Below are 26,465 nucleotides of genomic sequence, written 5' to 3'. Positions count from 1 at the left end.
CAATTTTGACCAGTGTACGGGAGGTGTTATGCGTCTGGATCGTCTTACCAACAAATTCCAACTTGCTCTTGCTGATGCCCAGTCTCTTTCCCTTGGGCGTGATCACCAGTTTATTGAACCACTTCATTTGATGAGCGCTTTGCTTCATCAGGCCGGAGGAACTGTTGGTCCACTTCTGACTGTCGCAGGAGCCAATCTTAATCACCTGAAAGCCGAAATCGACCAAGCAATCACGCGTTTGCCTCAGGTTGAAGGTACCGATGGTGATGTCCAACCTTCGAACGAGTTAGTCCGCGCATTGAATATGTGCGACAAACTCGCGCAAAAGCGTGGTGATACCTTTATTTCCTCAGAACTTTTCGTGCTTGCTGCTTTGGAGTCTCGCGGCACGCTGGGGGATATATTGAAAAAGGCGGGTGTCACGCAGCAAGGTGTAACAAACGCGATTGATCAAGTGAGAGGAGGAGATCAAGTGAACGATCAGGGGGCTGAAGATCAGCGCCAGGCATTAAAAAAATTCACAATTGACCTCACGGAACGTGCGGAACAAGGCAAGCTCGACCCGGTTATCGGGCGTGATGAAGAGATTCGCCGTACTATTCAGGTCCTACAACGTCGGACCAAAAATAACCCGGTATTAATTGGTGAGCCCGGCGTGGGGAAAACCGCGATAGTAGAAGGGTTAGCCCAGCGCATCGTTAATGGCGAAGTGCCTGAAGGCCTGAAAAACAAGCGCGTACTTTCGCTGGATATGGGGGCACTGGTGGCTGGTGCCAAATATCGTGGTGAGTTTGAAGAACGTTTGAAAGGTGTACTCAACGATCTGTCTAAACAGGAAGGTAATGTCATTCTGTTTATTGATGAGCTCCATACGATGGTGGGAGCGGGTAAAGCCGATGGCGCGATGGATGCCGGCAATATGCTAAAACCCGCGCTGGCTCGCGGTGAACTGCATTGCGTTGGGGCGACGACGCTGGATGAATATCGTCAATATATTGAAAAGGACGCCGCGCTTGAGCGTCGTTTCCAGAAAGTGTTTGTCGCGGAACCGACCGTTGAAGACACGATTGCGATTCTGCGTGGGCTGAAAGAGCGTTATGAATTGCATCATCATGTGCAAATTACTGACCCGGCGATTGTTGCGGCGGCAATGTTGTCCCATCGGTATATTTCGGATCGTAAGCTACCGGATAAAGCCATTGACCTGATTGATGAGGCGGCATCCAGTATTCGTATTCAGATTGATTCAAAACCAGAGCCTCTCGATCGGCTTGAGCGCCGAATCATCCAGTTAAAGCTGGAGCAACAGGCTCTGAAGAAAGAATCTGATGAAGCCAGTCAAAAGCGGCTTGAGTTACTAAGTACGGAACTTGACCAAAAAGAGCGTGAATATTCCCGACAAGACGAAGAGTGGAAAGCGGAAAAAGCGTCACTCACGGGAACGCAGAATATTAAGGCCTCTTTAGAGCAAGCGAAAATTTCGTTGGAACAGGCTCGACGTCAGGGAGACCTGGGGAGAATGTCTGAGTTGCAATACGGCAAAATCCCCGAGTTAGAGAAGCAGTTGGCAGCTGCAACGCAGCAGGAAGGAAAAACGGTGCATTTGCTGCGTAATCGAGTCACAGATGTTGAAATCGCTGATGTGCTGGCACGCTGGACTGGAATTCCTGTTTCTCGCATGCTGGAGGGCGAGAAAGAAAAATTATTGCGAATGGAGGATGAACTGCATCAGCGAGTGATCGGGCAGAACGAAGCCGTTGAGGCGGTAGCGAATTCTATTCGTCGCAGCCGGGCAGGGTTATCCGATCCTAATCGTCCGATTGGTTCGTTCCTGTTCCTTGGACCAACGGGTGTGGGGAAAACTGAACTCTGCAAAACGCTGGCAACTTTTCTCTTCGACAGTGACGACGCTATGGTGCGTATTGATATGTCCGAATTTATGGAGAAACACTCGGTTTCACGTCTGGTCGGTGCGCCTCCTGGATATGTCGGTTACGAAGAAGGGGGATATCTGACTGAAGCGGTACGCCGTCGCCCTTATTCGGTCATTTTGCTAGATGAGATCGAAAAGGCACACCCTGATGTGTTCAATATTCTGCTTCAGGTATTGGATGATGGTCGCCTTACTGATGGTCAGGGGAGAACGGTCGACTTCCGCAATACAGTGGTCATCATGACGTCAAACTTGGGATCTGACCTTATTCAGGAACGTTTTGGTGAGCGTAGCTATACCGAAATGAGAGATATGGTTCTTGACGTCGTTAGCCATAGCTTCCGTCCTGAATTTATTAATCGTATCGATGAAGTCGTCGTATTCCATCCCCTGGGAAGGGCGCATATTACGTCGATCGCACAAATTCAGCTTCAGAGACTGTACAAGCGTCTTGAAGAGCGTGGATATAGTGTCACGATCACGGATGCCGCTTTAGATATGCTCGGAGAGGTCGGATTCGATCCTGTCTATGGTGCTCGTCCGCTTAAAAGGGCGATACAGCAACTGATAGAGAATCCACTCGCTCAGCAGATATTAGGGGGGGAACTGATACCCGGTAAGCGGATCACATTAGATGTTGAAGGTGAACAGATAGTCGCACGGCAAGAATAATGTGAAACGGTAAATAATCAACGGGGGCATTTGCTAATAAATGTCCCCGTTTTCACACCTTAAGTTCGGATTATATTCATTTTCTGTATGGTTAGTGCGCTAAATACTGCTTTTTGGCTTGTTTTTGAACGCTTGGAAAGTATTATGCATTTAGCGCTTGTCAGCGGGCGAGAAGTCCCTATAATGCGCATCCACTGACACGGCAACAGCGACACGCGGTTGTGGTGACAGAGACAAGATTCAACGAAGGCGGTCAGTAATGACTTGACTTCACAGCGGAAAAGCATAATATATGCGGCCCGCGCCACGGAAGACGTGGCACTGCTCTTTAACAATATAATCAGACAATCTGTGTGGGCACTCACAAGACCGTATCTTAAACGATATAAAAAGTCTTGAAGAGTGAACAACAGTAAAATTCATTATGAATGAACAGTTACTAATTCTTTGAGCATCGCTGACGAGTTCAGCAAATCAAACAAATCTTAAATTGAAGAGTTTGATCATGGCTCAGATTGAACGCTGGCGGCAGGCCTAACACATGCAAGTCGAGCGGTAGCACAGAAGAGCTTGCTCTTTGGGTGACGAGCGGCGGACGGGTGAGTAATGTCTGGGAAACTGCCTGATGGAGGGGGATAACTACTGGAAACGGTAGCTAATACCGAATAACGTCTTCGGACCAAGACAGGCTAGAGTCTTGTAGAGGGGGGTAGAATTCCAGGTGTAGCGGTGAAATGCGTAGAGATCTGGAGGAATACCCCTGGACAAAGACTGACGCTCAGGTGCGAAAGCGTGGGGAGCAAACAGGATTAGATACCCTGGTAGTCCACGCTGTAAACGATGTCGACTTGGAGGTTGTGCCCTTGAGGCGTGGCTTCCGGAGCTAACGCGTTAAGTCGACCGCCTGGGGAGTACGGCCGCAAGGTTAAAACTCAAATGAATTGACGGGGGCCCGCACAAGCGGTGGAGCATGTGGTTTAATTCGATGCAACGCGAAGAACCTTACCTACTCTTGACATCCAGAGAATTTGGCAGAGATGCCTTAGTGCCTTCGGGAACTCTGAGACAGGTGCTGCATGGCTGTCGTCAGCTCGTGTTGTGAAATGTTGGGTTAAGTCCCGCAACGAGCGCAACCCTTATCCTTTGTTGCCAGCACGTAATGGTGGGAACTCAAAGGAGACTGCCGGTGATAAACCGGAGGAAGGTGGGGATGACGTCAAGTCATCATGGCCCTTACGAGTAGGGCTACACACGTGCTACAATGGCGTATACAAAGAGAAGCGAACTCGCGAGAGCCAGCGGACCTCATAAAGTACGTCGTAGTCCGGATTGGAGTCTGCAACTCGACTCCATGAAGTCGGAATCGCTAGTAATCGTAGATCAGAATGCTACGGTGAATACGTTCCCGGGCCTTGTACACACCGCCCGTCACACCATGGGAGTGGGTTGCAAAAGAAGTAGGTAGCTTAACCTTCGGGAGGGCGCTTACCACTTTGTGATTCATGACTGGGGTGAAGTCGTAACAAGGTAACCGTAGGGGAACCTGCGGTTGGATCACCTCCTTACCAATAAAGATGTGTGTTAAGTGAAGTGCTCACACAGATTGTCTGATGAAAATACTGAGCAAGCGCACCTGTTGATGTCATGAGTGTAGACTCATGCTGACGCGATAGTGTTGAAGGTTGGGTAACACTAACTGGAGGACCGAACCGACTAATGTTGAAAAATTAGCGGATGACTTGTGGCTGGGGGTGAAAGGCCAATCAAACCGGGAGATAGCTGGTTCTCCCCGAAAGCTATTTAGGTAGCGCCTCGTGAACTCATCTTCGGGGGTAGAGCACTGTTTCGGCTAGGGGGTCATCCCGACTTACCAACCCGATGCAAACTACGAATACCGAAGAATGTTATCACGGGAGACACACGGCGGGTGCTAACGTTCGTCGTGAAGAGGGAAACAACCCAGACCGCCAGCTAAGGTCCCAAAGTCATGGTTAAGTGGGAAACGATGTGGGAAGGCACAGACAGCCAGGATGTTGGCTTAGAAGCAGCCATCATTTAAAGAAAGCGTAATAGCTCACTGGTCGAGTCGGCCTGCGCGGAAGATGTAACGGGGCTAAACCATGCACCGAAGCTGCGGCAGCGACACTTAGGTGTTGTTGGGTAGGGGAGCGTTCTGTAAGCCGTTGAAGGTGACCTGTGAGGGTTGCTGGAGGTATCAGAAGTGCGAATGCTGACATAAGTAACGATAATGCGGGTGAAAAACCCGCACGCCGGAAGACCAAGGGTTCCTGTCCAACGTTAATCGGGGCAGGGTGAGTCGACCCCTAAGGCGAGGCTGAAAAGCGTAGTCGATGGGAAACAGGTTAATATTCCTGTACTCGGTGTTACTGCGAAGGGGGGACGGAGAAAGCTAGGTTATCCGGGCGACGGTTGTCCCGGTTTAAGCGTGAAGGTGGATGACTTAGGTAAATCCGGGTCATCGTTAACACTGAGGCGTGATGACGAGTCACTACGGTGATGAAGTAACCGATGCTACGCTTCCAGGAAAAGCCTCTAAGCTCCAGGTAACATCAAATCGTACCCCAAACCGACACAGGTGGTCAGGTAGAGAATACTCAGGCGCTTGAGAGAACTCGGGTGAAGGAACTAGGCAAAATGGTGCCGTAACTTCGGGAGAAGACTGGTGTTCGGGTTGTGATGCCAATTGCATTGCCCGGTAGCTAAGTGCGGAAGAGATAACCGCTGAAAGCATCTATGAGTCTTCCCTGGGCACTAGATGCCCCTGAAGGGCCGTTGAAGACTACGACGTAGATAGGCTGGGTGTGTAAGCGTAGCGATACGTTGAGCTAACCAGTACTAATGACCCGAGAGGCTTAACCTTACAACACCGAAGGTGTTTTGTGGGTGACTCATATAAAACGATATTCAGCTTGTTCAAAGATTGGTTCTGATGGTTATACGACACAAGAAAAGTGAAGTGTAACGGTTGGAATGAAACAGAATTTGCCTGGCGGCGATAGCGCGGTGGTCCCACCTGACCCCATGCCGAACTCAGAAGTGAAACGCCGTAGCGCCGATGGTAGTGTGGGGTCTCCCCATGTGAGAGTAGGGAACTGCCAGGCATCAAATTAAGCAGTAAGCCGGAGCAATCTGGTGGTTGTAGAGAAATTCGGTGGAGCGGTAGTTCAGTTGGTTAGAATACCTGCCTGTCACGCAGGGGGTCGCGGGTTCGAGCCCCGTCCGTTCCGCCACTTATTTGCAAAATCCCTAAGTTAACGCTTAGGGATTTTTGTATTTGTACAAATTAGAATTTTTTAGATGATTTCCTCTTTTTTCTTCCCCTTGTGTTTTCTAACCATTTCATCTTTTCCTTCGCTGCTCGCGAATATATACAGCAAGTCTGCGATAAAATTTTTATAACAGAGAGTGCTCTTTTTTGATAGGGTATTTGGTGTATTGAAACTGATAGTGGATGAGGCGTGCGGAAAAGAACCTATGCAATGAGGTATGTTGCCGGCCAACCAGCTGAACGTATCTTTCCTCCCGGGGAAATGCATTATCCGGGACAAGCTCTACCGACAGGCTCATTGTTGCTGGAGGGAGATGTCTTACGCGTAATGGTGTGGAACATTTTCAAGCAACAGAGACTGAACTGGCTTTCCGTATTGCAGAATTTCGGTAAAGGCACTCAATTAGTCCTGTTGCAGGAAGCGCAAAGTACGCCAGACCTCATCCGTTTTGCAACCACTAACTATCTCTCTGCCGATCAGGTGCCTGCGATTATACTCCCACAACACCCATCAGGTGTGATGACGCTATCTGCAGCCCAGCCGGTATATTGCTGTCCTTTACGTGAAAGGGAACCCTTGTTGCGTTTAGCTAAGTCCTCTTTGGTAACGGTCTATGCGCTTCAGAATGGGCAGAGGCTGATGGTTATCAATATCCATGCGGTTAACTTTAGCTTTGGTGTTGAGATTTATACCAAGCAACTGGCTGCAATAGGAGAGCAACTCCTACATCATCAGGGGCCAGCTATTATGGCTGGAGATTTTAATGCATGGAGTCAACAACGAATCAATGCACTTAATCGGTTTGCGGCAAGAATGGGGCTGCAGGAAGTGCATTTTGTTGATGATCAGCGGCGAAAGGCGTTTGGTCGACCGTTAGATTTCGTTTTTTACCGTGATATGACTGTTAACCAATCTTCCGTATTGGTGACTCAGGCCTCAGATCATAATCCACTGCTCGTCGAATTTAGCCTGATTTAATGCCCATAAAAAAAACAGCCCTCTACAACTGTAGGAGGGCTGTTTCTCGTTGCTGATTCTGATATGACGTTAAGAATCAGGTTTTATATTGCTGCTAACATATAGCGTCAGACGATCGCCTGGCTGGATGTTGGCATTCTTGTTGATAACCGTATTCCAGCGCATCACATCAGCGATATTTACGCCATGACGTTTAGCAATGCTTGCCAACGAATCACCCTTTCGTACTTGGTAGGTGATAGATCCGTTAGTTCCCGAAGCTTTCGCAACTTGCAGCGTCTGACCAACCTTGAGTGCACCTACGCTACGAAGATTGTTCCAGCTCTGCAAATCTTTCGTGCTGACATTAAGCCGCGTCGCAATCGCCGATAAGGTATCACCTGAGCGCACCTTATACTGCTGTGATGCTGGCGTTTGTTCTAAGCGCGTTGGTTGAATCGCTGCGATATCGCCATCAGCCAGTGAATCTTTCAACTGCTCAACGTGCGCTTTAGGAACCATAATGTAATGTGGCCCATTTGGTGCGGTAACATTACGTTTATAGCCCGAGTTATAGCTCTTCAGCTTATTTAACGACAGGCCTGCCATCTCAGCAGCTTGTGTCAACTCTATCTGCTGTCCCAATTCCACCTTCGCTAATGCTCGGCTTTCATTGGGCTGCGGTAGATTCACGCCATATTTCTTACTGTTTTTAAGAATGTCGCTTAAGGCCAGCATCTTAGGAACATAAATTGACGTTTCACGCGGTAACGCCAATGCCCAGAAGTTGGTCGGTTTTCCTTTCGCTTTATTCGCTTTCATTGCCTGCATGACGCGGCCTTCACCACTATTGTATGCAGCAACCGTCAATAGCCAGTCACCATCAAACATTGTGTTGAGTCGTTGCATCATATCCAGCGCAGCAGTCGTCGACGCAATCACGTCGCGACGCCCGTCGTACCACTGGTTTTGTTTCAAACCATAGTTACGCCCTGTACCAGGGATAATCTGCCATAGCCCAGCGGCATTGGCAGATGATGTGGCACTTGGATCAAAAGCGCTCTCCACTATGGGTAGTAGTACCAGTTCCATCGGCATTTTACGTTGCTTAATCTGCTCGACTATCCAGTACATGTACGGCTCTGCCCGTAATGTTACATCGTGGAGATAGCTCTTATTTTTCAAATAACGCGTTTTTTGCTCGCGGATCCGTGCGTTATCCGGAATCCCCATCTTCAGCTCGTCGCCAATGAAGTTCCACAGATCTCGTTGCGCGATGCTATCGTCATCTAGCCATCGCGCGGAGGTCTCTCGACCATCTGTGTACTTTCCTGCTTCACTTTGACTTGCCGAAGACAAACTCTGTGCATGCTGCTTAGGTTGCGAGGTGTCATGGGGTGAGACCTGACAACCGACCAGCAAGACTGAGGCGATGATGATCGCTTTAGCCTTCATATGTTGGTCAATAGTTGCTTAAAAGACGAGCAAGGATACGTTGATTAGAGGAATAGCACAACCTAAACCTTCAAAAGCAGTCTTTCTTGCTGCGTAGCATCTTAAAAACTTGCCAATTCTCTATATTTTCAGGTTCGTTTGATATTTTTCTTTTTAAATCAATTTCATGACAGCGAAGGAACAGGTTGATTCTTCTCTCCAGACCTAGTGTTGTGGGTAAACTAGACTGCGATTTTTCTCGTATCTGACTGATTTTATGAAGATAAGACTCAATATCTGGATCTTCAGGCCATATGTCATTAGAAAATCTTAAGTTTGATAGTGTATATTCATGAGCGCAACATACGACAGTATCGTCAGGAAGTTCTGCTATTTTTTGAATTGATTCATACATTTGCTTCGGTGTTCCTTCAAATATACGACCGCATCCCGCTGAAAATAGCGTATCGCCACAGAATAAAAATGGCGCATTATAGTAGGCAATGTGACCAGATGTGTGTCCTGGAACCTCAATTACAGAAAATTCCGAATTTAACAAAGAGACAGTATTTCCTTCCTCTACCAGATAGGTTGCGCCGCATTTAGCGGTTTCTTTCGGGCCAAAAACGGGCAAGTTAGGGTAATGATTAAGTATTTCACTGACGCCTCCCACATGATCATTATGGTGATGAGTGAGCAAAATTGCTTCGGGAAGAAGTGCGTTTTGATCGAGTGCATTAAGCACTGGGCTCGCCTCACCAGGATCGACGATCACACAGCGGTTTGCTTTATTGCTCAATAACCAAATGTAGTTATCCTGAAGTGCGGGGATACTGATAAGATTCATTCATCACCTCTTTTTGCTAGTAGCCTGAGGACGACAACAGAAGATGAAATCGGCACAAATACCTCAGACTATTGTTGCACCTGATTCATGGGATGATATCACCTGTGGGCAATTTTATCGTGAGTCGCTTGAACAGGCCTTGTTGCCATGGTGGCCAAAACTCTTTGGTTTTCATCTTATCAAGATAGGGGCGCTGAGCGCAGAAATCCACGTAACAGGGTGTGCGATCGCGCATCAGGTTAACGTTGCTCCACACGGTGATAATCTTCACGTTGCGGCTGATGCCCATCAATTACCTTTTTCTGAAAAGTCGATCGATGCCTGCTTACTCGCTCAAACGCTCTCTTATTCGTCGGATCCACATCGTATTCTGCGGGAGGTTGATCGTGTTTTGGTGGATGATGGTTGGTTAATACTGAGCACGTTTAATCCGATCAGTCTGGTTGGTCTTGGCAAACTGATCCCCAGGCTTAATAAAAAGCATCCCTATTGCAGTCGTATGTTTACTCAAATGCGCATCACAGACTGGCTGGGACTATTGAACTATGAGGTTATTCATCAGACCCATTTTCACGTTACGCCATGGCGGAGAAATAAAGGGAAACTGAATAAACATATTCCGATGCTGGGATGCCTGACGCTAATTATTGCCCGAAAGCGAACGATTCCGCTGACGTTTACACCGATGAGAGCGCGTTTGCGGAAAGCATCTGTGCGCCGCACGGTGGGCGCAACAAGGATATATCGGAGATGAGGGCGACGACTACAGTGATTTATTCAGCCTGATAACCGGTGTCATCAAGCGTTGGCGCACTGGCGGCAGCGCGAGCGAGTTCATCGCAGCGCTCGTTTTCTGGGTGACCAGCGTGCCCTTTTACCCATTCCCAACGCACGGAATGGCGTTGAATCGCAGTATCCAGCCTTTTCCAGAGATCGACATTTTTGACCGGCTTTTTGTCAGCGGTTTTCCAACTACGCTTTTTCCAGTTATGAATCCAACTGGTGATACCCTGACGAACATATTGACTGTCTGTGCTGAGTACGATGTCACAGTCGGTGGTCAGTGTTTCAAGCGCTGCAATAGCGGCCATCAACTCCATTCTGTTATTCGTCGTAAGACGATAGCCTGCACTCAACGCTTTTTCGTGCTGCTTGTAGCGCAGCACGGCGCCATAACCGCCGGGGCCGGGATTACCGAGACAAGATCCGTCGGTGAAAATTTCTACCTGTTTGCGCATCTCTGGTAGACTCTCCCTTATGCTAAAAACGGCAAGTCTGACATAAACGAAAACGATGAGCACTGAAATTACGCGACAAATCGTCCTGGATACAGAAACCACCGGTATGAATAAGCTGGGGGTTCACTACGAAGGGCATAAAATTATCGAGATCGGTGCGGTCGAAGTGATTAACCGCCGCCTGACTGGCCGTCATTTTCACGTCTACATCAAACCCGATCGTTTAGTGGATCCAGAGGCCTATAACATACATGGTATCAGCGATGAGTTTCTTGCTGATAAACCAACGTATGCTGATGTTGCGGATGATTTTCTCGATTTTATCCGCGGCGCGGAGTTGGTCATTCATAACGCAACGTTTGATATCGGCTTTATGGATTACGAATTTCGGTTGCTGAACCGGAATATTCCCAAGACGGAGACGTTCTGTAAGATCACCGATAGCCTGTTTATGGCACGGAAGATCTTTCCCGGTAAGCGTAACAATTTGGATGCGCTCTGCGATCGCTATCTGATAGATAACAGCAAGCGTACGTTGCACGGCGCATTGCTCGATGCCGAAATTCTGGCAGAAGTTTATCTGGCGATGACCGGTGGTCAAACTTCTCTGACTTTTTCGATGGAAGGTGAAGCGCAGCGGCAGAATGAGAGTAATGAAACGATCCAGAGAATTGTCCGCCCTCAATCGGCGTTAAAGGTGCTTTACGCTGATGAAACAGAGCTGCTCGCGCATGAACAACGTCTGGATTTGGTTGCTAAAAAAGGCGGTAGTTGCCTGTGGCGAACAGAATAATGTCGCTGAAGTGTTGCCCTTTGCATAGCAAAATGGATAGTTTGATGATGTCTTGGGTGAGAGAATAGTCAGTAAGATGAAATTATAAACAAACAGAAACGGTTAGTTATAAAAAGCATTGACGTAATAGTGTCATCATCTTAGTATTCACCCCGCTCAGTGAGCATGAGTGGAGCGGTAGTTCAGTTGGTTAGAATACCTGCCTGTCACGCAGGGGGTCGCGGGTTCGAGCCCCGTCCGTTCCGCCACTTATTGAAGACCCTGAATCAGCAATGATTCAGGGTTTTTTCATTTATAGCCCTTATAAAAAAGCGGTAGAAAATAGCTTGAAGAAAAAATGGCCACCCAGAACGCAGTGGCCGTTTTTTTAGAAATCCCAATCTTCGTCTTCGGTGTTGACGGCTTTACCGATCACATAAGACGAGCCGGAGCCAGAAAAGAAGTCGTGGTTCTCATCAGCATTTGGTGATAGGGCCGAGAGAATCGCGGGATTCACATCCGTCATGCTGGCGGGGAACAACGCTTCATAGCCCAGATTCATCAATGCTTTGTTTGCGTTGTAGTGAAGGAATTTCTTCACATCCTCTGTCCAACCCACGCCGTCATAGAGTTCCTGCGTATACAGCACCTCGTTATCGTACAAATCCTGTAGCAGGTCGTAAGCGAAGTTTTTCACCTGCTGCTGGCGAGCGGGATCGGCCTTTGCTAGTGCTCTCTGGAATTTGTAGCCAATATAGTAGCCGTGTACGGCTTCGTCACGAATGATAAGCCGGATCAAATCCGCCGTATTGGTAAGCTTGGCGCGGCTTGACCAGTACATCGGCAGGTAAAATCCAGAGTAGAACAGGAACGACTCCAGAAACACGCTGGCGACTTTCTTCATCAGCGGGTCGTCGCTGCGATAGTGCGACAGAATAATATCTGACTTTTTCTGTAGGGCCGGGTTCTCTTCACTCCAGCGATAAGCATCATCCACTTCGCTGGTCAGGCACAGCGTCGAGAAAATGGAGCTGTATGAGCGAGCGTGCACTGCTTCCATAAAGCTGATGTTAGACAGCACGGCTTCTTCGTGCGGCGTTACTGCATCGGGCATTAACGTTGGCGCACCCAGCGTATTTTGGATGGTGTCCAGCAGCGTCAGACCGGTGAATACACGAATCGTCAACTGACGTTCGCGGGTATTCAGCGTGCTCCACGACGGAATATCGTTCGAGAGCGGCACCTTTTCAGGTAACCAGAAGTTAGACGTTAGCCGGTTCCAGACTTCCAAATCTTTGTCGTCTTCAATTTTGTTCCAGTTAATCGCCTGGATGCGAGCGAGTGCGGTCATGTTTCGATTTCCTTCCGCGATGGCTTATAGCGCACAGGATACACAGCCCTGAACTTCAGTGCCTTCCAGCGCCATCTGCCGTATGCGAATGTAATAAATAGTTTTAATGCCCTTGGTCCAGGCGTAGATCTGCGCTTTATTGATGTCACGTGTCGTGGCGGTATCGCGGAAAAATAGCGTCAGTGACAGCCCCTGATCGACGTGCTGCGTTGCGGCGGCGTAGGTATCGATGATCTTCTGCGGCCCGATCTCATAGGCATCCTGGTAATACTCTAGGTTGTCGTTGTTCATGTAAGGGGCAGGGTAGTAGACGCGACCAATCTTGCCCTCTTTGCGAATTTCGATGCGTGACACAATCGGGTGGATGCTGGACGTTGAGTGGTTGATATACGAAATCGAACCGGTCGGTGGAACAGCCTGCAAGTTTTGGTTATAAATACCGTGTGCAATGACGGATTCGCGCAGCGCTGCCCAGTCCTGCTGGTTGGGAATGTGGATGCCAGCCTGTTCAAATAGTTCACGTGCGCGGGCTGTTATTGGTTCCCACTGCTGTTCGATGTATTTATCAAAATACTCGCCCGTGGCGTATTTAGAGAGTTCAAAGCCCGAGAAGCGTTGGTTACGCTCGATCGCTAGCGCATTTGATGCTCGAATCGCATGGAAAGCGACAGTGTAGAAATAGATATTGGTGAAATCGACGGCTTCTTCTGTACCGTAAAAAATCCGCTCTTTCGCCAAATAGCCGTGCAGGTTCATCTGACCTAAACCAATGGCGTGCGATTCGTCGTTGCCTTTTTCGATAGACGGCACAGAGCTGATATGGCTCATATCGGAAACGGCAGTCAGCGCGCGGATCGCCATTTCAACCGTCTGGCCGAAATCGGGCGATGCCATCGCGTTGGCGATATTCATCGAACCGAGGTTGCAGGAGATGTCTTTGCCAATATGGCGATAGCCGAGATCGTCGTCGTACAGGCTGGCGTCATTGACCTGCAAAATCTCAGAACACAGGTTGCTCATATTGATGCGGCCGTGAATCGGATTCGCGCGGTTCACCGTATCCTCAAACATCATATAGGGATAACCGGATTCGAACTGGATCTCGGCGAGAATCTGGAAGAAGTCGCGTGCCTTGATTTGAGATTTACGGATGCGCTTGTCATTGACCATTTCGTGGTATTTTTCGGTCACGCTAATTTCCGACAGCGGCACGCCATAAACCTGCTCGACATCATAAGGTGAGAACAGGTACATCACCTGATTATTCTTGGCTAGCTGAAACGTGATATCAGGGATGACTACCCCCAAAGACAGCGTCTTGATACGGATTTTCTCGTCGGCATTTTCCCGCTTGGTATCCAGAAAACGCAGAATATCTGGGTGGTGTGCATTGAGGTACACTGCCCCAGCACCCTGACGCGCGCCAAGCTGGTTAGCATAGGAAAAGGCATCCTCCAGCATTTTCATGATAGGAATAATGCCGGATGACTGATTTTCGATACGCTTGATTGGTGCGCCGGTTTCGCGGATGTTACTGAGCATGAAGGCCACGCCGCCGCCGCGTTTTGAGAGCTGAAGTGCGGAGTTTATCGCTCGACCAATCGACTCCATATTGTCTTCGATACGCAGCAGGAAGCAGGAGACCAGCTCGCCGCGCTGCTTTTTACCGCAGTTGAGGAACGTGGGCGTGGCGGGCTGAAAGCGTCCGCTGATGATCTCGTCGACCAGCGCGCTAGCCAGTGTGGTGTCCCCTTTGGCGAGGGCCAGCGCTACGAGGCAGACACGATCTTCATAGCGTTCCAGATAGCGTTTGCCGTCAAAGGTTTTGAGCGTATAGCCAGTGTAGTATTTGAACGCTCCCAGAAAGGTTTGAAAGCGAAACTTGTGAGCGTAAGCCTGCTGGAAAAGACTCTTGATGAAATCGAAGTGATATTGGTCCAGCACTTCGGCTTCGTAGTAACCCTCTTCAACCAAATAACGCAGCTTTTCTTCCAGATTGTGGAAGAACACGGTGTTCTGGTTCACATGCTGTAGGAAATAACGGCGTGCCGCGAGCTTATCCATCTCGAACTGGATGTTTCCCTCTGCGTCGTAGAGGTTCAGCATCGCGTTCAGCGCATGGTAATCGAGCGAGTGGGCATCTGTGTCGGCCTTGGTTGCCTTTGCACTCACGTGGTCTGTTGTTGCCAAAATTCAGTTACTCCCTTACGCACATTTGCAACGTCTTCTGCTGTGCCGAGCAATTCAAAGCGGTACAGGTAGGGCACCTGACACTTCTGCGCGATGATGTCACCGGCGATGCAGTACGCTGCACCGAAATTGGTATTGCCTGCGGCAATCACGCCACGCAGGTAAGCGCGATTGTGCGGATCGTTGAGAAAGATGATGACCTGACGCGGCACAGCCCCTTTCGTGCTGCCTCCGCCGTAGCTGGGGACAACCAGAATATAGGGGCGATCAACTTTCAATGCAGGCTGTTCTGTCGCTATCGGGATTCTCAGGGCGGGTAAATCAACCCTGCAAATGAAGCGATGCGTGTTTTCCGACTGGCTGGAGAAATAGACCAGCGGGTTCATATTGCCCCCTTACTGCAATTGCAGGGCGGCGTTCAGAGTACTGATCTTATCTGGGCGGAAGCCGCTCCAATGGTCATTAGCCGTCATCACGACGGGCACTTGCTGATAGCCCAACGCTCTTACCTGCTGTAACGCCTGTTCATCTTCAGTTAAGTCCACCAGTTGATAGTTAATTCCTTGCTTATCCAGCGCTCGACATGTGGCGTTGCATTGAACACAATCTGGCTTAGTGAAAATAGTAATACGCATGATTCGTATTTACCCTTTGGCGTGAAATAAGTATGTCGGAGCGGCTATCTTTAGTGCATGTGCACCCGAACCGATCCACTGGGTAGCGACCTGTTACGCGAGGGCTACACAAGGAATACTAGATGTAGATATTTAATATTTCAACCACACAAGATATATGATTTTTAGTTGACCTTATACAAATTCCCGCGAACCCAGATGTGGCAAGGCCGTTAGAGAATGCAAGTAAAAAATGCAGAAATAAATAAATGTGATGCGTATCATTCTTGACGAAATAGTGTGCGAAAAAAAGAAAAGGGAGGGAGGGGGAAATGGAAAGGGCGACTTTTGCTCTATCAGAATAAAACCGTGATTCTGGTTGATGACAATGTCTGATAGCCGCGGATGTCTCAGGAGATCTATTTACCAAAGGCTGTCGACAAACTTATTTACCGAACGAAAACGGTAGTAACGGAATAGAAGAGTAAAGCGTCCGCGACAAGGATGTCGCGGTTCGAGCGTACAGGGATGTATTCACAGCGTCTTTACGATCTATCCGTTATTACCGCCCGGCAGGCTTTGTCATCAGTATCAGACAGCAACGCTGCCTTTGGCGATCGATTACAGGACGGGCAGGTTTCTGCCGTAATAGATTTCCTGCATTTCGTGATACAGCAGATCGGTAATTCTTTTCCGCTCGGCAGCGCTGAGTTCTTCAGGGTTGACGTTGAACAGGTAATGCTTGAGGTCAAAGTCTTTCAATAACATCTTGGTATGAAAGATATTTTCCTGATACACGTTCACGTCCATCATGTGATAGAGCGACTTCATATCCTCGGACATGAAGTTTTGGACAGAGTTGATCTGGTGATCGATGAAATGTTTTACTCCATTGATATCACGGGTGAATCCTCGCACGCGATAGTCAATAGTCACAATATCGGATTCAAGCTGGTGGATGAGATAGTTCAACGCTTTCAGCGGTGAAATCACGCCACAGGTAGAAACTTCGATATCTGCCCGGAAGGTGCAAAGCCCGCCTTCGGGGTGGCTTTCTGGGTAGGTATGAACGCAGATATGGCTTTTATCCAGATGTGCAACGACGGAGTTGGGCAGCGGCCCTGGGTGTTCTGAGGTATCCACGTCACGTGGATCGATAGGTTCTTCGCTGACCAAAATGGTTACGCTGGCGCCTTGTGGATCATAGTCCTGACGCGCGATGTTAAGAACGTTGGCACCGATAATTGAGCAGGTTTCAGTGAGGATCTCTGTTAAACGGTTAGCATTATATTGTTCGTCGATATAGGCGATATAACCATCGCGATCGTCGGCCGTTTTGGTGTAACAGATATCGTAGATACAAAAACTCAGGCTTTTTGTCAGGTTGTTAAAGCCGTGTAGCTTCAGCTTGTGCAATTTACGTCACCCCCTTGTGGTTGTGTGATTACCCTAAGTGATGGGTTATTGCGCATTCTGTAGCGCACTCAACAGATACTGTGGCAGGGCAAAGCTGCCGATGTGAACATCAGGTGTGTAATAGCGACAGGTGATGCCTGATTGCGCGAAATGTTGGCGCAGAGTTACGATGTCCATCTGGCGCAGCGCCGGGTTATTGCTGGCCCAGGCGAAAGTCATAATGCCGCCGTAGTAAGTCGGGATTGCGGCCTGATAAAAGCTGACATCATTGAAATAGTGGCTGAGTTTTTTATGGCTGCCGATGGCTTCATCCTGTTGCAGGAAACACACGCCATTCTGAGCGACAAAAATCCCGCCTTCGTTCAGACTGCGGGCACAACCCTGATAGAAATCTGAGGTGAACAGGCTTTCGCCGGGGCCGATGGGGTCGGTGCAATCGGAAATTATGACGTCAAACTTTTCGCTGCACTGTCTGACGAAGTTAACGCCGTCATCAATCACCAGATTAAAACGCGGATCGTCATAGCTACCGGCGCTGTGGTTGGGCAAATACTGGCGACAAAATTCCACCACGCCAGCATCGATTTCCACCATCGTGATTTGTTCGACGCCGTGGTGTCGGCTGACTTCCCGCAGCATGCCGCCATCGCCGCCACCGATAATCAGTACGCGTTTGGCGTTGCCGTGTGACAGAAGAGGGACGTGGGTGAGCATTTCGTGATAGATGAACTCATCGCGTTCGGTGGTTTGCACCACGCCGTCAAGCGCCATCACGCGGCCTAATGCATCGTTTTCAAAGATGATGAGATCTTGATGATCGGTCTTCTCGTGATATAGCACGCGATCGACCGAAAAATACTGACCAAAGTTGGCATGCAGGGTTTCATACCAAATTTCTTTCTGGGACATGTTAGGGCTTCCTCCGCGATAACAGCCATGAAAATTGGCGCGCCATCATAGCCGACTCTTTTGCCGCTTGCACGGTCAAATTTCAGTCAGTGCGGAGGTGCGGGGAAATTACTGCGCGTAGGAGAGCAAACCAAGTGAATTACGTGCCAGAGACTGACATTTCTTCGGTGTCGGGATAGCGATTTTACTGAGGTCGCGATAGCTGTCTTCACCCATCGCCGTCATGTCGTAAGCGTTGTAGTTGCTGAGGTCCCAGCGATTCTGCTGAGCAAATGCAACCAGCGTTCGACGAATCTGTTCATTCGGCAGGTCTTGATAGCCACAGTGGTTTTTCAGATAAACAAAGATTGCGGTCAGATCGGCCAGATCTTCCGCTTCAAATTCATTCAGCGCCTTGCTGGCGGAAGAGAAGCTCATCAGGCTTAGCAGGAGCAGAGCCAGCGCAGAGTTTTTCATGGTTGAACCTGTTCCAAATATCGTCAGATGACGTTATCACAGATATCCCATGAGGTTCCAAATTTTCTTACGGGAAACATCTGATATCCCCCGTTATTCTTCAAGCTGTATGGGCGTTGGTCTTGTTACTTTACTCATCCGTGGACCTCATCTTGTCGGACTCACGCTTTGCGTTGTTCAAAATACTCACGTTTTACTCTGTAACTTGAATTATTTAGGCGATGGCGATAAAAAACGCGCGCTGAGAAGATTAAAGACGTACAAGCATAATTTGTTGAAATAAATAGTATTTATTTTATCGATGCTAAGTGATGAAAATCATCTTGGGTTAATCGCAGGATTAGAGCCTATTTATCGCTGTTTGATACGATGACGCCGCTGTCAGGCTCTGTTATTAATAACAGCGATCTCATCCAATACAGTTTTTATTCTATGATCTCCGGTGTCTGGCGCGTCAGTAGTTGGTTGTTGGCGGGACTGTTGCTGCTTCCTTTAGCGACGGTTTTTTATCAGGCTTTTTTTGCCGGCGGGCTGGGATTTACCCAACTGTGGCAACTCGGTTTACCCACCTACCTGATACATTCTGCGATCATCGCGATCGGCACGCTTTTCTTCAGTTTACTGTTTGGACTGCCTTCGGCTTGGTTTATCGCCATGTACCGCTTTCCCGGCCATCGCGTGTTGCAATGGGCGCTTTGCCTGCCGCTTGCGATGCCCGCTTTCCTGCTCGCCTACCTTTATACCGATGCGTTACGTCATCTTTCCTTGTGGTTGCGGGAAGGAGGGTTGTTGATTGCATCGCCGTGGGGAGAATTCCACGTTGCTGGGCTACCCGTTTCACTCGGCTGCGTGAGTTTGGTACTGGCGCTGGTGTTGTATCCCTACATTTACCTGTTGGTGCGTGAGGCGCTGGTGAAACAGCCTGCCAGTCTGATTCATTCAGCTCGTTTACTGAATCAGACGCGCGCTCAGGTATTCCGCCGCTTATGTTTACCTATTGCACTGCCGGCGATTGCCTGCGGTAGTGCGTTAGTCGTGGTCGAGACACTGGGCGATTATGGTGCGGCGTCTTATCTAGGTATTCCAACCATGACAACACAGGTGCTGGATATCTGGCAGGGACAGGGCGATTTGGGGGCGGCCGCGCGCCTTGGTGTGTTGATTCTGCCCGCGATCTTTATCTTGATGTTTCTGGTTAATCTCTGGCGTCGGAAGCAGAAAATTTATCAAGCTCAAGCAAATTCCTCTCTGAGCATTCCGCCTGCATTGGGCGGGTGGCGCAGCAGGGCGGTTCGCAGTTATTGCTGGGGTGTCGTTTGTCTGGCGTTCCTGCTCCCGGTTCTATATCTACTCTTTCTCGCTATCCGACACATGATGTCGATATGGGATATGGCGTTTCTTCACGCGGTGATGAATAGCCTGTTGGCGTCAGCCACGGCAACCATCATCATTACGCTAATGGCACTGTCATTTATCTTCTACACGCGCACGGCTGGCGTGTTTGCCAATCAGACGCCAGTTCGGTTGGTTAGTTTGAGTTTTGCTTTACCTGGTGCGGTACTGGCCGTTGGGCTATTTACCTTACTGTCGCTGGTGGATCGCGGGATTAATTTCCTTGCCAGCGCAGCTGGGCTGCCCACTGCGGATGCTTTGCTGGCCGGGTCGCTATTTATTCTCATGGTTGCCTACAGCGTTAAATTTGGACGCCTGATGCTGGACAGTCTTGAGCGCAGTATGGAAGCGATTCCAAGGTCGCTGGACAGCGCGAGTCTTGTTCTGGGGGCTTCTCCCCTTAGCCGCTGGTCACGCGTGCATATTCCGCTGTTGCGCCGCAGTGTGTTCATCGGAGCGTTGTTGATCTTCACGGAAAGCATGAAAGAGCTGAATATCTCGCTGCTGCTGCGTCCTTTTGGGATTGATACGTTGGCAACGTATGTTTTTCGCTTTACGGCGAGTGAGCAGGCTGCGTCATTTGCTTTTCCTGCGCTGGTGTTAGTCGCGGTGGGGCTGATACCGGTTTTCTGGCTGAATCGCGCACTGAATATAAAAGGATAATCACATGGCCGCGTCGATAGATATTCTGAGCGTTCAGGCGGTAAGTTGTTCGTTGCAGCAGTCTCCTGTGTTGGAGAACATCTCATTTGCCGTGCGCGATGATGAGACTATCTGTCTGCTGGGTAGGAACGGTAGCGGTAAAACGGCGCTATTGCAGGTGATCGCGGGCCTGCTGCCGATTACTCAGGGCAAGATCTTGCTGGAGGGAGAGCCCATCAGCTCACCGCAGGAATACGTCTTGCCTGAACGACGTCAGGTTGGACTGATTTTTCAGGATTACGCGCTTTTTCCGCATCTAACCGTGGAAGGCAACATTGCGTTTGGTTTATATGGCCGCCCGGAAAGCGAGGTGAAGCCAATCTGTGCGGAGATGCTGGCGCTGTTGCAACTGGACGATGTCGCTGCGCGTTATCCACACGAGCTATCTAATGAACAGCAACAGCGTTTGGCGATTGCCCGTGCGCTGGCCTGTGAACCAAAACTGCTGTTGCTGGACGAGCCATTTCCCGGTTTGGACAGCCAGACTCGTTATCGCCTGATCACTGAGTTGCGGCAGGTTCTCAAACAGCGCCATGTCGCGGCGGTTTTTGCTACACACAACCGAGAGGAAGCCTTTGCCTGCGCCGACCATCTAATTCTGCTGGATGAAGGGAAGATTATGCAGCAGGGTTATCCATCCGAACTGTACCACCGCCCGAACAGCCGCTTTGTCGCTGATTTTATGGGGAATACGAACTATTTACCCGTGAAAATTATGAGCGACCATCAATGGCAGAGCCCATTGGGCGATCATCACGCGACACATCCGCTCAACCAGTCGATCGATTCGCCGTGCGATTGGATGGTGCGTCCGGCAGATGTGGCGCTTGCGCTCGATCCCGATGGTCCTGCGTCGATCGAAGATCGATTATTTATGGGCACATCAAACTTGTATCGGGTGAAGCTGGGAGAACTGATGCTGCTGGTGCAGACCGGCAACTGGTTTGAACCAGGACAGCAGGTGCGTTTAAGCATTAAGACGGATCCTCCAGTCTTGTATCCTGCTTTACCGACCGTCAACAATACGGCTGAAAGCCCCGAAATGAAATGATTACGCCTCTGAGTGCAGATCTGATGCAGCCATGAGCCAGGCGCTGTTGTGCTTTTCAAATCCTAATTTCGGGTAGTAATCCACCGCCAGCGGTGCGGCCAGCAAAATGATTTTGCAGCCTTTCCCCAGCTGCTGAGCGGTTTGTTGAATCAGCTTCTTCCCTATCCCCGCATGCTGAAAGTCGTCTGACACCGCCAGATCGGACAGATAACAGCAAAAATGAAAATCTGTCACGCTGCGCGCAATGCCAACCAGTGTCTCCCCTTGCCATGCGGAAACCAGCAGGTTGGCGTGCTTAAGCATACCTGTAATCGCCGTCTCATCATCCAGCGGGCGACGCGGTCCCAATGAGGTTTTCGCTAATAGCTCAACGAACTGCTGGCTGGAAAGCGGGGCGTTCACTTTGTAGCAAACATCCACGGGTGGTGTGCTCATGATGTCTCCTTCATGGTGTGGTTTCTGATATACTTCGCGCGCTTGGGCACTGCCCAGACTGATTTAAACGTCAGCATTGGCGCATCATCGATAATGAGTTTGTCATTTTGTCGATGATGCTGAATACCTTACTTCAAAGAGTTATCAGTATGATGAAACATACCGTGGAAGTCATGATTTCTGAACAGGAAGTGATGGCGCGGGTTACCGAACTGGGGCAACAGATCAGCGAACATTACCGTGATAGCGGCAGCGATATGGTACTGGTGGGGCTCTTGCGCGGATCGTTTATCTTTATGGCTGATTTGTGCCGGGCGATCGATGTCCCTCACGAAGTGGATTTTATGACGGCATCCAGCTATGGCAGCGGTATGAACAGTACGCGCGATGTTAAAATCCTGAAAGATTTGGATGAAGATATTCGCGGTAAAGACGTATTGATCGTTGAAGATATCATCGACTCGGGCAATACGCTGAGCCGAGTGCGGGAAATTCTGCAACTGCGTGAGCCGAAATCATTGGCTATCTGTACGCTGCTGGACAAACCAGAGCGCCGTGAAGTTGCGGTTAAAGTGGAATGGGTTGGGTTCTCGATCCCTGATGAGTTCGTCGTGGGTTACGGCATCGACTATGCTCAGCACTACCGCCATTTACCTTACGTCGGTAAGGTTGTTCCGCAAGAATAATGGTCAAGATAAGGCCGATGCGGTGAGCGACGCCCAGCGAGTGGGCGTCGGGCAGCGAATCAAGACAGGGTGGAAATCGCGCGGCGATAACGCTGTTCTAGCGTCTCCCGATTGGTCGCAGTCACTTCCAGATCGCGCAGACGGCCATCCTGAATACCGTAAACCCAACCGTGGATCGTGACTTTCTGCCCACGCTTCCATGCGGACTGCATGATCGTGGAGTGGCCGAGGTTATAAACCTGCTCGACAACGTTGATTTCGCAGAGTGTATTCAGGCGCTGTTCGGGAGGCAATTCCCCCAGCAGCGAACTATGCTTGTACCACAAATCACGGATATGCAGCAGCCAGTTGTTAATCAAACCCAACTCTGGGTTTTCCACCGCCGCCTGAACACCGCCGCAGCCGTAGTGGCCGCAGATGATGATGTGTTCGACTTCGAGAACTTCGACAGCATACTGTACAACTGACAGGCAATTGAGATCGGTGTGAATGACCAGATTTGCGACGTTACGGTGAACAAACAGTTCACCAGGCTCAAGGCTGGTCAGACTTTCCGCAGGTACGCGACTGTCCGAGCATCCAATCCATAGAAAACGGGGTCGTTGTGCCTGCGCCAGTCGTTCAAAATAGCCAGGATCCTCTTCCACCATCGTTTTAGACCAAAGCTGGTTGTTCGCGATGAGCGTTTCAATTTCTTTCATGAAAGTAAATGACCTGTGACAAACAAGGGGCAGTGGGGAGTAATATAAGGCAACATACGTCGTTTGAAAAACGATAGTTTATACTCGTCATACTTCAAGTTGCATGTGCGTTGGCTGCGTTCACTCACCCGAATCACTTACTTGAGTAAGCTCATCGGGATTCCTTCTCTTGCCGCCTTCCTGAAACTTGAATTATTTAGAGTATTTATTTGTCACACTTCGAATCTGTAGAACTCACTGATAATAAGGCAATCCATTTCTTATGACATATGCACTGGAACTGGCGCAACTAACCAAAACTTATGCGGGAGGCGTCAAGGCGTTACGGGGGATCGACCTGAACGTGGAGGCGGGGGATTTCTATGCGCTACTGGGGCCGAATGGCGCAGGAAAGTCCACTACGATTGGGATTATCAGCTCGTTGGTGAACAAAACCGCCGGTAAAGTTCGCGTCTTTGGCTACGATCTTGAGCTGGATAAAGTGAATGCGAAGCGCCAGCTGGGGTTGGTCCCCCAGGAATTTAACTTCAATCCTTTCGAGACGGTATTGCAGATTGTAGTTAATCAGGCGGGTTACTATGGCGTGAAACGTCAGGATGCGTTGCCGCGTGCGGAAAAATACCTTAAACAGCTGGATTTGTGGGGAAAACGCGACGAAAAAGCGATGATGTTGTCCGGTGGTATGAAGCGTCGCCTGATGATTGCGCGTGCGTTAATGCATGAGCCTAAACTGCTGATTCTTGATGAACCCACTGCGGGCGTGGATATCGAACTACGCCGCTCCATGTGGGGCTTTTTGAAGGAGCTGAATGCGCAGGGCACCACGATTATCCTGACGACGCACTATCTGGAAGAAGCGGAAATGCTGTGCCGCAACATCGGGATCATCCAGCGGGGAGAGCTGGTGGAGAATACCTCGATGAAGCAGTTGCTTGCTCAACTGAAATCAGAAACGTTTATTTTCGATCTGGCGGCGAAAAGCCCGCTACCACAGATTGAGGGTTATGCGTTCCGCCTGACGGATACGTCAACGCTGGAAGTGGATGTGATGCGCGAGCAAGGACTGAACGCGTTATTCAGTCAGCTAAGCGCGCAAGGGATAACAATATTGAGTATGCGCAATAAAGCTAACCGGCTGGAAGAGCTGTTTGTCTCGTTGGTTAATGGGGACGGGGTGAACGGTAAGGGAGAAAAGGCATGATGCATTTGTATTGGGTAGCGCTACAGAGTATCTGGGTTAAAGAAGTGACCCGATTTGGGCGGATCTGGATTCAAACTCTGGTGCCGCCAGTGATCACCATGACGCTGTACTTTATTATTTTCGGCAACCTGATCGGCTCACGTATTGGTGAAATGCACGGTTTCACTTACATGCAGTTTATCGTGCCGGGCCTGATCATGATGGCGGTGATTACCAACGCGTATGCCAACGTAGCTTCCTCCTTTTTCAGCGCCAAGTTTCAACGCAATATTGAAGAACTGCTGGTCGCGCCGGTGCCGACTCATGTGATTATTGCGGGTTATATTGGCGGGGGGATCGCGCGTGGCGTGTGCGTCGGGGTATTGGTTACCGCCGTGTCGCTGTTCTTCGTTCCTTTGCATGTTCATGCCTGGTGGGTCATTGTTCTGACGCTGTTACTGACGGCAACGCTATTCTCGCTGGCGGGATTACTGAATGCGGTGTTTGCGAAAACCTTTGATGATATCAGCCTGATTCCGACGTTTGTGTTGACGCCGCTGACCTATCTGGGCGGCGTGTTCTACTCGTTAACGCTGCTGCCGCCTGTCTGGCAGGCTGTTTCCAAACTGAACCCGGTGGTGTACATGATTAGTGGTTTCCGCTATGGCTTCCTCGGGATTCAGGATGTGCCGCTACTGTTCACGATGTCGGTGCTGATTGCCTTTATCGTAGTGTTTTATTTACTAGTCTGGTGGCTGATTGAACGCGGACGTGGGTTGCGGACGTAGTGTGTCAATTCTGTAAATGAGAAGGCGGTGGTGACACCGCCTTTTGCTTATCGATAAAGCGATCAGGCGACCTGGACCGGAATGGCTTTGGCCTGACGTTGTAGCTCATTCTCGCCAGAGAAATAGGCAACCTTAGGGCTGTGGCTTCTGGCTTGTTCGTCCGACATCTGCACGTAGGAACAGATAATCAGCTTGTCGCCTACGCAGGCGCAGCGAGCGGCGGCGCCGTTCACGGAGATAATGCGTGAGCCTCTTTCGCCTGCAATGGCGTAGGTAGAGAAACGCTGACCGTTATCAACGTTGTAGATATCAATCGCTTCGTATTCCAGAATGCCTGCGGCATCCATAAAATCCTGATCGATGGCGCAAGAGCCTTCATAATGCAAGTCAGCCTGAGTTACTTTCACCCGGTGCAGCTTGCCTTGCAGCATGGTACGTATCATCGCTTTGTTACCTCGGTTCATACAGTCAAATCGACCTGGTGGTTATCAATCAATCTAGCCTTGCCTAACCAGGCAGCCATCAAAATCACAGCACGCGTGCTGGCAGCGCTTAGCGGTTGCAGCGTATCAGCATCACAGATAAACAGTTCATCAGGCGTAAAGCCTGCTTCGCGCAGCTTCTCAGCTACCTGCTCCAGCAATATATCTATCTGGCGATCGCCGTTGTCCAACTGCGCCGAAAGCGCCATCATCAACTGATAAAGTTGTGGTGCCAGTTGGCGCTCTTCAGCACTGAGATAGCCATTACGTGAACTTAATGCCAAACCGTCTTTTGCTCGCACGATAGGGACGCCAACGATATCAATGTCATAGCCCATATCGCGGGCAAGCTGCCGAATCAGCGCTAACTGCTGGTAATCTTTCTCACCGAAGCAGGCTAAATCCGGCTGTACCAGATTGAACAGCTTGCTAACGATGGTGGCTACGCCTCGGAAATGACCGGGACGGCTGGCACCTTCCAACATAGAAGACAGGCCGGGGACATCGACAAACGTTTGCGACTCCAGTCCATTTGGGTATATCACATCTGGGCTCGGTGCGAAAACCAGATCGGCACCACGGCGGTTCAGTTTCTCGCAGTCTTCCTGCAACGTTCGGGGGTAGCGGGCTAAATCATCTGGCCGCTCAAACTGCATGGGATTGACAAAAACGCTGGCAATAACGATGTCGGCGCGCGCTCTGGCTTCATCGACCAGCGTCATGTGCCCATCATGCAAATTACCCATGGTGGGAACCAAAGCAATACGTTTCCCTTCCTGACGCCAGCGACGGACTTCGCGGCGCAGCAGCAGAGGGGTTTCGATAATCAACACACCGATACTCCTTAACAACAATAGCCTGACTAGTGGAATGAATGCCGATCGTTTAGGCCCGAGATCTCGGGGGCTACCACTGTGTGAGGCATCCCTGCAGGAACCTCATTACCGTGTTTCCCCCTAAATTCACGTT

At 49.8% G+C, this 26,465-nt stretch carries 23 protein-coding genes, 2 tRNA genes, 2 rRNA genes and 1 other annotated feature; of the genes, 13 read left to right on the top strand and 14 right to left on the bottom strand.

The window, feature by feature from the left end:
• Positions 1–28: 28 nt before the first annotated feature.
• The 5 genes from clpB to DCX48_07725 all read left to right on the top strand — a co-directional run bounded on the left by clpB (position 29) and on the right by DCX48_07725 (position 6,873).
• Positions 29–2,605 (top strand): ATP-dependent chaperone ClpB, encoded by a 2,577-nt coding sequence (gene clpB, locus DCX48_07745; GenBank protein QXE14414.1) that lies wholly within the window; start codon positions 29–31, stop codon positions 2,603–2,605.
• A gap of 487 nt (positions 2,606–3,092) precedes the next feature.
• A 16S ribosomal RNA gene (locus tag DCX48_07740) occupies positions 3,093–4,180 on the top strand.
• Between the two features lie 99 nt (positions 4,181–4,279).
• Positions 4,280–5,504, top strand: a sequence feature (possible 23S ribosomal RNA but 16S or 23S rRNA prediction is too short).
• A gap of 107 nt (positions 5,505–5,611) precedes the next feature.
• Positions 5,612–5,727, top strand: a 5S ribosomal RNA gene (gene rrf / locus DCX48_07735).
• Between the two features lie 52 nt (positions 5,728–5,779).
• A tRNA-Asp gene (locus DCX48_07730) sits at positions 5,780–5,856 on the top strand.
• Between the two features lie 228 nt (positions 5,857–6,084).
• Complete coding sequence (locus DCX48_07725; protein ID QXE14413.1) at positions 6,085–6,873, top strand: endonuclease/exonuclease/phosphatase family protein; 789 nt, start codon at positions 6,085–6,087, stop codon at positions 6,871–6,873.
• A gap of 69 nt (positions 6,874–6,942) precedes the next feature.
• On the opposite strand, the gene mltD is transcribed toward DCX48_07725, so the two are convergent.
• Entirely contained in the window at positions 6,943–8,307 is a 1,365-nt protein-coding gene (mltD, locus tag DCX48_07720; GenBank protein ID QXE14412.1) for a murein transglycosylase D, read from the bottom strand.
• 70 nt (positions 8,308–8,377) lie between these two features.
• Positions 8,378–9,133, bottom strand: a complete 756-nt coding sequence (gene gloB, locus DCX48_07715) for a hydroxyacylglutathione hydrolase (protein ID QXE14411.1) — start codon at positions 9,131–9,133, stop codon at positions 8,378–8,380.
• Positions 9,134–9,176: 43 nt separating this feature from the next.
• Between gloB and DCX48_07710 the strand changes: the two genes are divergently transcribed.
• Positions 9,177–9,887 carry a class I SAM-dependent methyltransferase gene (locus tag DCX48_07710; protein ID QXE14410.1) on the top strand — a complete coding sequence of 237 codons (711 nt, stop codon included), beginning with the start codon at positions 9,177–9,179 and terminating at the stop codon, positions 9,885–9,887.
• A 19-nt stretch (positions 9,888–9,906) separates the two neighbouring features.
• Here the strand turns inward: DCX48_07710 and DCX48_07705 are convergent, their stop codons facing one another.
• Positions 9,907–10,371, bottom strand: a complete 465-nt coding sequence (locus tag DCX48_07705) for a ribonuclease HI (GenBank protein ID QXE14409.1) — start codon at positions 10,369–10,371, stop codon at positions 9,907–9,909.
• Between the two features lie 55 nt (positions 10,372–10,426).
• Here DCX48_07705 and DCX48_07700 point away from each other — a divergent pair, with 55 nt between their 5' ends.
• Together DCX48_07700 and DCX48_07695 are read left to right on the top strand one after the other, a co-directional pair.
• The gene (locus DCX48_07700; protein QXE14408.1) at positions 10,427–11,164 is read left to right on the top strand and encodes a DNA polymerase III subunit epsilon; all 738 of its coding nucleotides are present in this window, start codon (positions 10,427–10,429) and stop codon (positions 11,162–11,164) included.
• Between the two features lie 171 nt (positions 11,165–11,335).
• Positions 11,336–11,412 (top strand) — tRNA-Asp (locus DCX48_07695).
• 119 nt (positions 11,413–11,531) lie between these two features.
• On the opposite strand, the gene nrdF is transcribed toward DCX48_07695, so the two are convergent.
• The 7 genes from nrdF to DCX48_07660 all read right to left on the bottom strand — a co-directional run bounded on the left by nrdF (position 11,532) and on the right by DCX48_07660 (position 18,079).
• On the bottom strand, positions 11,532–12,494 hold the full coding sequence (nrdF, locus tag DCX48_07690; GenBank protein ID QXE14407.1) for a class 1b ribonucleoside-diphosphate reductase subunit beta: 963 nt from the start codon (positions 12,492–12,494) through the stop codon (positions 11,532–11,534).
• Positions 12,495–12,518: 24 nt separating this feature from the next.
• Positions 12,519–14,684, bottom strand: coding sequence for a class 1b ribonucleoside-diphosphate reductase subunit alpha (nrdE, locus tag DCX48_07685; GenBank protein QXE14406.1), 2,166 nt, complete (start codon positions 14,682–14,684; stop codon positions 12,519–12,521).
• On the bottom strand, positions 14,663–15,070 hold the full coding sequence (nrdI, locus tag DCX48_07680) for a class Ib ribonucleoside-diphosphate reductase assembly flavoprotein NrdI (protein ID QXE14405.1): 408 nt from the start codon (positions 15,068–15,070) through the stop codon (positions 14,663–14,665). The genes nrdE and nrdI overlap by 22 nt, the downstream gene beginning before the upstream one ends.
• A 9-nt stretch (positions 15,071–15,079) precedes the next feature.
• A complete protein-coding gene (gene nrdH / locus DCX48_07675; GenBank protein ID QXE14404.1) occupies positions 15,080–15,319 on the bottom strand; it encodes a glutaredoxin-like protein NrdH in 240 nt (79 codons plus the stop codon).
• A 600-nt stretch (positions 15,320–15,919) separates the two neighbouring features.
• On the bottom strand, positions 15,920–16,714 hold the full coding sequence (locus tag DCX48_07670) for an adenosylmethionine decarboxylase (protein QXE14403.1): 795 nt from the start codon (positions 16,712–16,714) through the stop codon (positions 15,920–15,922).
• Positions 16,715–16,759: 45 nt separating this feature from the next.
• Complete coding sequence (locus tag DCX48_07665; protein ID QXE14402.1) at positions 16,760–17,623, bottom strand: polyamine aminopropyltransferase; 864 nt, start codon at positions 17,621–17,623, stop codon at positions 16,760–16,762.
• Between the two features lie 108 nt (positions 17,624–17,731).
• Positions 17,732–18,079 carry a hypothetical protein gene (locus DCX48_07660; protein QXE14401.1) on the bottom strand — a complete coding sequence of 116 codons (348 nt, stop codon included), beginning with the start codon at positions 18,077–18,079 and terminating at the stop codon, positions 17,732–17,734.
• Between the two features lie 369 nt (positions 18,080–18,448).
• Between DCX48_07660 and DCX48_07655 the strand changes: the two genes are divergently transcribed.
• Positions 18,449–20,134 carry an iron ABC transporter permease gene (locus DCX48_07655; protein ID QXE14400.1) on the top strand — a complete coding sequence of 562 codons (1,686 nt, stop codon included), beginning with the start codon at positions 18,449–18,451 and terminating at the stop codon, positions 20,132–20,134.
• Positions 20,135–20,138: 4 nt separating this feature from the next.
• A complete protein-coding gene (locus DCX48_07650; protein QXE14399.1) occupies positions 20,139–21,224 on the top strand; it encodes an ABC transporter ATP-binding protein in 1,086 nt (361 codons plus the stop codon).
• Here DCX48_07650 and DCX48_07645 read toward each other — a convergent pair whose 3' ends face one another.
• Positions 21,225–21,659, bottom strand: a complete 435-nt coding sequence (locus DCX48_07645; GenBank protein QXE14398.1) for a GNAT family N-acetyltransferase — start codon at positions 21,657–21,659, stop codon at positions 21,225–21,227.
• A gap of 149 nt (positions 21,660–21,808) precedes the next feature.
• Between DCX48_07645 and DCX48_07640 the strand changes: the two genes are divergently transcribed.
• The gene (locus tag DCX48_07640) at positions 21,809–22,345 is read left to right on the top strand and encodes a hypoxanthine phosphoribosyltransferase (GenBank protein ID QXE14397.1); all 537 of its coding nucleotides are present in this window, start codon (positions 21,809–21,811) and stop codon (positions 22,343–22,345) included.
• 59 nt (positions 22,346–22,404) lie between these two features.
• Here the strand turns inward: DCX48_07640 and DCX48_07635 are convergent, their stop codons facing one another.
• Positions 22,405–23,046, bottom strand: a complete 642-nt coding sequence (locus DCX48_07635) for a carbonate dehydratase (GenBank protein QXE14396.1) — start codon at positions 23,044–23,046, stop codon at positions 22,405–22,407.
• Positions 23,047–23,308: 262 nt separating this feature from the next.
• Between DCX48_07635 and DCX48_07630 the strand changes: the two genes are divergently transcribed.
• Entirely contained in the window at positions 23,309–24,247 is a 939-nt protein-coding gene (locus DCX48_07630) for an ABC transporter ATP-binding protein (GenBank protein ID QXE14395.1), read from the top strand.
• Positions 24,244–25,014 (top strand): ABC transporter permease, encoded by a 771-nt coding sequence (locus DCX48_07625; GenBank protein ID QXE14394.1) that lies wholly within the window; start codon positions 24,244–24,246, stop codon positions 25,012–25,014. The genes DCX48_07630 and DCX48_07625 overlap by 4 nt, the downstream gene beginning before the upstream one ends.
• A 62-nt stretch (positions 25,015–25,076) precedes the next feature.
• Here the strand turns inward: DCX48_07625 and panD are convergent, their stop codons facing one another.
• Complete coding sequence (panD, locus tag DCX48_07620) at positions 25,077–25,457, bottom strand: aspartate 1-decarboxylase (GenBank protein ID QXE17179.1); 381 nt, start codon at positions 25,455–25,457, stop codon at positions 25,077–25,079.
• Between the two features lie 17 nt (positions 25,458–25,474).
• Positions 25,475–26,329 carry a pantoate--beta-alanine ligase gene (locus DCX48_07615; GenBank protein QXE14393.1) on the bottom strand — a complete coding sequence of 285 codons (855 nt, stop codon included), beginning with the start codon at positions 26,327–26,329 and terminating at the stop codon, positions 25,475–25,477.
• Positions 26,330–26,465: the final 136 nt, after the last annotated feature.

Source organism: Pectobacterium atrosepticum (assembly GCA_019056595.1).
Lineage (GTDB): Bacteria > Pseudomonadota > Gammaproteobacteria > Enterobacterales > Enterobacteriaceae > Pectobacterium > Pectobacterium atrosepticum.
Note: the sequence above shows the minus strand (reverse complement) of the source record. Positions and strands in the feature narration are given on the sequence as shown.